This is a genomic window from Pseudoalteromonas sp. SG44-5, assembly GCF_014164175.1.
Taxonomy (GTDB): domain Bacteria; phylum Pseudomonadota; class Gammaproteobacteria; order Enterobacterales; family Alteromonadaceae; genus Pseudoalteromonas; species Pseudoalteromonas nigrifaciens.
In genome coordinates, this window is the sequence record NZ_JACJES010000016.1 from 64,559 (window position 1) to 72,784 (window position 8,226).

An 8,226-nucleotide genomic window follows, 5' to 3' on the forward strand; every position below is an offset into this window, starting at 1 on the left:
TGCTCATCTAAGTTACTCTCAAATAACAGCAAATAAATTATCCTACCGCATTCGCTTTAAGCGATTAAACTAATAGATTTAATCAATTTTATAGTGATAACTTACCCGCTATAATTAAAACCACAAAACGTTATAACTCTATAACTCTACTTTTTACAGGAAGGTGCACCGTGAACTCGCTAAATAATGTAATCCCTAATTCAGTTAATAAAGCAGCGCTGCCAAAAATTGCGCTGATTGCTGAAGGTGGCGGACAGCGAGGTATATTTACAGCCGGTGTACTCGATGCGTGGTTAGAGCAAGACTACGACCCATTTGATTTATTTATTGGTACTTCTGCGGGTTCGCAAAACTTAACTAGTTTTTTAGCAAGGCAAAAAGGCTATGCAAAGCGTTTGATCAGAGGGTTGTCGCGTAATAAAAACTTTTTTCAATTAGGCCGTGGTTTAATTGGTAAGCACATAATGGATTTAGACTGGTACTTTGATAAAACCACAGAGGTAAATCGTAGTTTAGATTTTAAAACAGCCAAAAGTAACTTAGGGGATCGTGAATTGCTTATTACAGCAACTAACTCACGAGACCGCAAACCGTACTTTTTAGCGCCTACAGGCGAGAGCAAGCAATGGCGTGAGCTATTAAAAGCATCAAGTGCGTTACCATTTTTGTATAAGCAAGGTGTAAAACTAACACCTTGGATGAATACTTTAGCAGCTAACGAAGCCGAGCTTGCCTTAGAGCAAGTAGAGCCAGCAGTAGCCGACTTTTACTTAGATGGCGGCCTTGCAGCACCTTTACCTGTACGTGAAGCCTATAACCGAGGCGCACGTAAAATAGTGGTGATCCGCACGGTCGATATTAACTTTCAAGTACAATCGGCATGGGTAAATAAACTAAGAGCATTTGTGTGCGCGTCAGGCTATTGTCCTAAAACCATAGATTATTTACTACAGCACGAACAAGCATATCAAGAAGAGTTGGAGTTTATTGCAAACCCACCAGAGGATGTTGAAATTATACAAATTTTTGCAACCGAAAAACTGCATAGCAAATTACTTGGCAGTTCAGATAACGATTTACGTTTTGATCACAAACTTGGTTTACAGGCAGGGCGTGCTTATTTAGCAGAGCAAAACCCGCAAATTTGGGATCATAGCCATAATCAAGCATTGCAGTACTGTTATAACTAAATATAACTAAAACTAAGGGGGTTATTTACTCAATTGAATTGAGGTAATAAATAACCTCTTTGCTGGCGTATGTAATGCACGCCAGCATTTTATTTTAAGTAGACGAAAGCAAAATACTGGTTTCGCTATTTAAAATACCGTCTATTTCCCTTACTTGCCTAAGAACCCCATCAAATTCACTTAAGTTAGCAGCTTGAATTTCGGCTACTAAATCCCATGCACCGTTAGTGGTGTGCAATTTAGTTAGCTCAGGAATACCGCGCATCGTTTTGATAACTTGCGAGGTCGACTTACCTACCACTTCTACCATCATAATTGCTCTGACTGCTTCGGTTTCAATGTGCTGATGTACACGCACGGTAAAACCTAAAATTGCCCCTGATGAAAGTAATCTGTCTAACCTATTTTGTACTGTGCCCCGCGACACGTTTAATGTAGTGGCTAAGGTTGAAATAGAAGCGCGGCCGTCTTTTCTAAGTTCAGCTATTAATGCTTTGTCGAGAGCGTCATAAATATAGGGAGTCATAGGTTAAGCCTTAGGTAAGTTTTAAACAAAATACTAAATTTAACCATTGCCGCCTAGCAAAATGACAAAAAACAATGCTATTTGTATAATTAATTGCCATTTTAACTGACGCACCAGAGCGATAAACTGTCTATAAATAATTGCACACACTTACTTATAGAGGTTTTAATGACGCATTTTATAGTACAGCCAAAACAAGGCGTTCCTTTTATTAGCGTACAAACAATGGCAAAGCTTATAAATAAACTCGGCATAGAAAATGTTTTACAACAGCTAACAAAGCGACTAGAAACAGACTTTACTCGTTGGCAGCAATTTGATAAATCCCCACGTTATGCAGCGCATTCACCAGAGGGCGTAATAGAGCTTATGCCAGTGAGCGACGGCGAACTATTTAGCTGTAAGTATGTAAACGGGCATCCTAAAAATACTTTTAGAGAACTGCAAACCGTTGCTGCATTTGGAATTTTAGCCGATGTAGATAGCGGCTATCCGATTATGATCAGCGAAATGTGCCTACTTACCGCACTCAGAACTGCAGCCACTTCAGCATTAGTCGCAAAATATTTAGCCCCTAAAAATGCAACCACACTAACGCTAATTGGTAACGGTGCGCAGTCTGAGTTTCAGGCGTTGGCATTTAAAAGTGTACTGGGTATTACTGATATTCATTTATACGATATAGACCCGAGTGCGTCGCAAAAAGCTTTTAATAACCTCACTGCCTATGGCTTAAACGTCACTATTTGTAACAGTGCTGCAGAGGCGGTAAAAGGTGCGCACATAATAACAACCTGCACTGCAGATAAAACCAACGCTACAATTTTAACCAGCGAGATGATCCCACAAGGCGTGCATATAAATGCTATTGGTGGCGACTGCCCAGGTAAAACAGAATTAGATACAAAGCTGCTTGAGCGCGCCGCTGTATTTGTAGAGTACGAGCCACAAACACGTATTGAAGGTGAAATTCAACAAATGAGGGCTGATTTTGCTGTAACCGAGTTTCATCAAGTTATTAATGGACAAGCTTGCGGGCGTGAGAGTCAGCAACAACTTACTATTTTTGATGGTGTGGGCTTTGCTAGCGAAGATTTTACGGCATTGGCATTTATTCGCGATCAGCTCATTGCAACGGGGCAGTACAGCTTACTTGATTTAATTACCCAGCAAGCCGATCCGCGTAATTTGTTTTCAGTTTTAACCACTGAGCATATGCAGCAAGAGAGTGTGGCATAAGTATGGTAAACCAAGCACCAAATAGTATTGTGATGGTTCGCCCACATCATTTTACTTCTAACCCGCAAACCATGCGTGATAACACATTTCAACGCAGCTGTTTAACAACAGATCAAAGCTTACATGCGTATAACGAAGTAACCAATGCAGTAGAAGTGTTAAAGCAAGAAGGGATCCTCGTTCACCTTTTTGAAGACCAGCATAAAGATACGCCCGACTCGGTATTTCCTAATAATTGGTTTACTACTCACCAAAATGGCGAAATACTAACCTATCCAATGTACGCAAAAAGCAGAAGAGCAGAATATCGCAAAGATATTATTGATTTTTTAACGGATCAATATAAAGTGTCTTCAGTGACTAATTATTCATTTTTAGCGAAAGAAAATTCATTCTTAGAAGGCACTGGTTCACTGGTTATTGATCATCAATATAAGTTTGCTTATGCGGTTGAATCAAAGCGAACGACACAGTCAGTTGTTAACACAGTATGCGAGCAATTAAAGCTAACCCCGGTGGTTTTTAATGCCTACGATATGCAAGGCACAGCGGTTTACCATACCAATGTATTAATGTGTGTTGCTACAGAGTTTGCCATGATTGGCTTAGACATGGTGCCAAACGAACAGCGCAGGCAGCTAGTAAGCCATTTATTGCAAAGCTATCATCAAGTCATTGAGTTATCGGGCGATCAAATTAATAACTTTTGCGGCAATGCCATTGAGTTACAGGGTAAAAGCGGACGGATTTTAGCGTTATCAGCAACGGCTTTTAAAGCACTTACTGCAGCGCAAATTAAGGTAATAGAAAAAAGTGCCAAATTGGTGCCTTTACCTATTCCTACCATTGAATCTGCTGGTGGCTCAGTAAGGTGTATGATCGCTGGCATTCATTTACCAACAAAGTAAATGTATAAAATTTAATAGTATAAGGCAGTGTTACTGCCTTTATTATTTTATAACGTATATTTGTGTCGCTTGCAGTGCCTATTTAAATAAGAAATATAACAAGGAATTAGCAATGTTCGATACCGTAGTAAAAAGTGTAAATGGTATTTTATGGGGAGAGGGCCAAGTCCTCATTTACATTTTATTGTTTGCTGGTATTTGGTTTTCGGTGCGTTTAAAAGCCATTCAAATACTTAAATTTAAACATATGTTTAGTTTACTAAAAGGCAGCAGCAAATGTAAAAAAGGCGACATATCATCATTTCAAGCGCTGTGTACTGGTTTATGTGCGCGGGTAGGCACGGGTAACTTAGCAGGTGTTGCCGTTGCTATATCATTAGGTGGTAGTGGTGCCATTTTTTGGATGTGGGTTATTGCCATATTAGGCATGGCCACAGGCTTTGCCGAAAGTGTATTAGGTCAAGTATATAAAGTGCGCGACAGCCAAGGCGAGTTTAGAGGCGGCCCTGCGTATTATATTCAACAAGGATTAGGCAATCGAGCCTTTGCTATTACCTTTGCACTGTGCTTATTTTTAGGTTACGGCTTTACCTTTAGCGCCATGCAAACCAACACCATTACCGATGCACTTAATTTTGCCTTCGAAATTCCAACCTTTTACTCTGGATTAGTGATCACTGTGTTAGCCGGCTCTATTATTGTGGGTGGTTTTAAAGCAATCGCCCGCTTTGCTGAGCGCGTAGTACCGGTAATGGGCATAGTGTTTGTGCTTGTTGCAGTTATTATTACCTTAATAAACTTCACCCAAGTGCCTGCTATGCTTAAAGATATATTTTTATCAGCATTTGGGCTGCAAGAAGCAGGTGCAGGCGCGATGGGCGCAGCAATAAAAAATGGTATTCAACGTGGCCTTTATTCAAACGAAGCGGGCGCGGGCAGTGTGCCACATGCTTCAGCTAGTGCAAGCCCACTGCCTAATCATCCGGTAACACAGGGCTACATTCAAATGTTAGGGGTGTTTTTCGACACCATAGTATTGTGTAGTTGTACTGCGGTTATTATTTTACTTGCCGATATAGACATAAGCGGCGAAATGGAAGGTATACGTTTAACGCAAAGCGCCATGACCGCTCATTTAGCGCAAGGGGGTGTGTACTTTGTAGCAGCCGCTATTACCTTGTTTGCCTTTACGTCTGTAGTAGCCAACTATGCTTACGCAGAAAGTAACTTGCACTTATTTAAACTCGATAACAAAATGGGTCGTGGTATTTATACTTTGCTTTATTTATCAATGATGTTGTGGGGCGCGTCGGCCACATTAAAGCAAGTATGGGATTTAGCCGATATTGCTTTAGGTTTAATGACAGTGGTTAACGTTATCGCTATTATATTGCTAACCCCAACAATATTAGCGGTTACTCGCGATTATCATACGCAACGCGAAAAAGGCTTAGAGCCCGAATTTAAAGTAAATGATGTAAAAGTACAGGGTAAATGCGAAACCGGCATTTGGGACTAGTTAACGTATATTAAGTCACTTTTAGCATTAATAAACGGTTTTATGGCAGCATAAAATCGTTTTTATTTTTGCATAACTATTCTATTTTTAGCCTGGTTATATACAAAGTAATTAACAAGTATATGCCATTAAATAGAAATAAGCAGCGCAATTAAACACAGATTTTATAGGCTAAATTTTTAGATGATCAACATTTACGCAGGTAAAACTGCTGCAAAAATAATAAACGAACAGGGGTTTAAACCCGAATTATTCAGCTCATTTTTAGGTGCCAGCGGCGGGCCAAAGTGGTTTACCTTGTTTGGTTTAGACAAATATATATTTGGTGAGTTTTTTAAAAACCATAAACAACCGCTTAACTTAATTGGCTCATCGGCCGGGGCATTTCGCTCAGCGTGTTTTGCGCAAAATGATCCGGTTGCAGCAATTGAGCGCTTAGCAACATCGTATTCGCAAACGCGTTATTCTAGTAATAAACCCACTCCTGCGGAAATTACATTAAAAGCCCGCGCACTGCTTGAAGATGTTTTTGGCAATAATGGCGTGGCCGAAATTATAAATAACCCCGTATTTAAAGCACATTTTATAGTGGCAAAATCGAATGGATTTATAGCCAGTGAAAATAAATTATTACAGCTTATGGGGTTATCAAAAAGTTATATGCTTAATCGGGTAAACCGAAAATACTTAGGTTCACAATATCAGCGTTTTATATTTGGTCCAGCAACAAGCGACTTATCAATTACCGACAGCTATAATTTTAAAACACAAAAAATAGCGCTTACCCAAAATAATTTAAAAGATGCCTTACTTGCATCGGGTTCAATACCGTTAGTGATGCAAGGCATTAAAAATATTGCAGGAACACCCGTCGGCATGTATCGCGATGGCGGAATTATTGATTACCACTTTGATTTAAAAATTAACAACCCAGGACTCATTTTATATCCACACTTTAATAGCGACCCAAAAGCAGGGTGGTTTGATAAAAATTTAAAACGTAAAGTCTCACCACTTAATTACGATAACGTTGTGATGATCACGCCATCAAAAGAATTTATAGCAGGCTTACCTTACGGAAAAATTCCAGATAGAAATGATTTTACCGATCTAGATGCCGACACACGCATTAAATATTGGAATACAGTATTTAGTGAAACAGAAAAGTTAGCCGAGGCGTTTGATAAAATGGCAAATAATAAAATATATATAAATTAAAAGGTAATTTAAAATCGAAACTCTAATTAGTAAAGAATTTCTTCCTCTATTAAACTCAGCTATCACAGGAGGTGTTGCGATATTAGCTGTATTGATAACAGGGATCATAAACTTTAAAATAAATAAAAATAATAACGAAACTAAATATGATAAAGAAGCTTTAAACAAAGTATTAGATAAACAGGAAGAAATTATCACTTCTTTAAGTAAGTATGTTAATGACCAACTTATAGAAGCGACCACGCTTATTTTCTTATATGAAGGTAAAATTGATACTAGTAATGCTTTTGAAAGAATAGATACAATAAAAGGAATACATGATTATACTAAAATAAAAACATTGGCTATGATTTACTTAACAAAGGAAGAATTTAAAAAAGTTGAAGAAATTAATGATATAACAATAAAAATATCAGAGTTTCTACCTGATACAGTAGAGTCTAAGCTAGACAAAAAGAAAGTAGAAAATATAAAATCACTTAGAGATGAGTTAGTAAGCTCATCTGATAATTTAGAATGTATAATTTATAATAAATGTAGAAATATTTTAAACTTAGAGTGACATTTTATAATTATAAAGAACGGGAGGTAAGTTTTAATATTATTCATTCAATACGCTATATGAATGAATAATACCAAGGACAGACTCTGAAAACTTATTTGGTTACGGTTATAATTAACACAACCCATAAATTACGGTATGTAGATATTAAAAAGGGGTGAAAACCCCTTGTTTATTAGTATATTAGTTTAGCTTTCCACATTGACAGTTGGTCAATTTTTTCTAGCTCGTTCACATGCTCCCTGCATCATTGCTTGATTTCTATCTGACTTAATTTCGTTATATTCATTAGTCCAAAAGGTGCATATTTCTCTATTAGTTTTACGAGCTGCATCTAGCTGGCGTTCCTTTCTTGACGATTCAGCAAGTTCAGATTTCAATTTTAAAGCTCGTGTTTGAGCACGTATTGATAAAGACTTAGTTTCAATTTCTAACTGTTTTGCATAGGCCAATGCTTTTTGCTCGATAACATATGCACGATAAGCATCTAATGATTCATCAGCTCCCCAAATAGTTAAGCCAGTTAAAGTAAGTGCAAAGTACAGCTTCAAATAATTAATTTCCATTTAGCTTCCAGTCCTTTCAGATATTTCACCAATAATATTAAGTAATTGGTCTTGTAAGTCAGATAAGTAGTTATCTTGTGTTTTGTGGTTTTGCTTAAGAGTTTTATACATGGCTTCAGATTTCCTTGCTGACCATTTATAGCGTTGAACCAACTGAACATCAGAGGGTTTAACCTTACCCCAAGGTGTAGACATTGTATGATCATCCACGGAAATTTTACAGTCAGACCATGCTCCAGTAGCAGGTAAATAACCTCGATAAATAATAGCTGTTAACATTTCTACAGGTTTACTTGCCTTACCTGCTTTAACATATCGCCTTGCTTGCCTTTCACTAACGCCAAGTTCTTTAGCTCCTTTTGCATAGTCATAGCCAAATAAAGAAAGAAACTGTTTGTGAAATTCTGATTTAAACATTGTGATTAATACTCCTTTTTAAAAAATCACAATGCAAAATCGGCATAAGTGTTAAATTTTCGCTCCCCCCCTATTAGTATA

At 37.8% G+C, this 8,226-nt stretch carries 9 protein-coding genes; 6 read left to right on the top strand and 3 right to left on the bottom strand.

All coding sequences use genetic code 11. The annotated features are described in order from the left end of the window. Nucleotides 1-170 precede the first annotated feature (170 nt). Complete coding sequence (locus tag H5079_RS14085) at nt 171-1,190, top strand: patatin family protein (protein WP_182684328.1); 1,020 nt, start codon at nt 171-173, stop codon at nt 1,188-1,190. A gap of 94 nt (nt 1,191-1,284) precedes the next feature. Here the strand turns inward: H5079_RS14085 and H5079_RS14090 are convergent, their stop codons facing one another. Next, a complete protein-coding gene (locus H5079_RS14090; RefSeq protein ID WP_011330165.1) occupies nt 1,285-1,716 on the bottom strand; it encodes an Lrp/AsnC family transcriptional regulator in 432 nt (143 codons plus the stop codon). A 168-nt stretch (nt 1,717-1,884) separates the two neighbouring features. Between H5079_RS14090 and H5079_RS14095 the strand changes: the two genes are divergently transcribed. The 5 genes from H5079_RS14095 to H5079_RS14115 all read left to right on the top strand — a co-directional run bounded on the left by H5079_RS14095 (nt 1,885) and on the right by H5079_RS14115 (nt 7,162). Further along, nucleotides 1,885-2,955: an ornithine cyclodeaminase gene (locus H5079_RS14095; RefSeq protein WP_182684329.1), complete on the top strand. Its 1,071-nt coding sequence runs from the start codon at nt 1,885-1,887 to the stop codon at nt 2,953-2,955. Then, nucleotides 2,952-3,863, top strand: a complete 912-nt coding sequence (gene ctlX, locus H5079_RS14100) for a citrulline utilization hydrolase CtlX (protein ID WP_182684337.1) — start codon at nt 2,952-2,954, stop codon at nt 3,861-3,863. The genes H5079_RS14095 and ctlX overlap by 4 nt, the downstream gene beginning before the upstream one ends. Nucleotides 3,864-3,975: 112 nt before the next feature. Beyond that, nucleotides 3,976-5,382, top strand: a complete 1,407-nt coding sequence (locus H5079_RS14105; protein WP_011330168.1) for a sodium:alanine symporter family protein — start codon at nt 3,976-3,978, stop codon at nt 5,380-5,382. 183 nt (nt 5,383-5,565) lie between these two features. Next, complete coding sequence (locus H5079_RS14110; protein WP_182684330.1) at nt 5,566-6,600, top strand: patatin-like phospholipase family protein; 1,035 nt, start codon at nt 5,566-5,568, stop codon at nt 6,598-6,600. Nucleotides 6,601-6,691: 91 nt separating this feature from the next. Next, nucleotides 6,692-7,162, top strand: coding sequence for a hypothetical protein (locus H5079_RS14115; RefSeq protein WP_182684331.1), 471 nt, complete (start codon nt 6,692-6,694; stop codon nt 7,160-7,162). A 212-nt stretch (nt 7,163-7,374) separates the two neighbouring features. On the opposite strand, the gene H5079_RS14120 is transcribed toward H5079_RS14115, so the two are convergent. Next, complete coding sequence (locus tag H5079_RS14120; RefSeq protein WP_182684332.1) at nt 7,375-7,728, bottom strand: hypothetical protein; 354 nt, start codon at nt 7,726-7,728, stop codon at nt 7,375-7,377. Next, nucleotides 7,729-8,145: a hypothetical protein gene (locus H5079_RS14125; RefSeq protein WP_182684333.1), complete on the bottom strand. Its 417-nt coding sequence runs from the start codon at nt 8,143-8,145 to the stop codon at nt 7,729-7,731. Nucleotides 8,146-8,226: the final 81 nt, after the last annotated feature.

Coding starts and splice junctions, on each gene's coding strand:
- H5079_RS14090 (WP_011330165.1), bottom strand. CDS start 1,716: ATGACTCCCTATATTTATGACGCTCTCGACAAAGCATTAATAGCTGAA.
- H5079_RS14095 (WP_182684329.1), top strand. CDS start 1,885: ATGACGCATTTTATAGTACAGCCAAAACAAGGCGTTCCTTTTATTAGC.
- H5079_RS14105 (WP_011330168.1), top strand. CDS start 3,976: ATGTTCGATACCGTAGTAAAAAGTGTAAATGGTATTTTATGGGGAGAG.
- H5079_RS14110 (WP_182684330.1), top strand. CDS start 5,566: ATGATCAACATTTACGCAGGTAAAACTGCTGCAAAAATAATAAACGAA.
- H5079_RS14120 (WP_182684332.1), bottom strand. CDS start 7,728: ATGGAAATTAATTATTTGAAGCTGTACTTTGCACTTACTTTAACTGGC.
- H5079_RS14125 (WP_182684333.1), bottom strand. CDS start 8,145: ATGTTTAAATCAGAATTTCACAAACAGTTTCTTTCTTTATTTGGCTAT.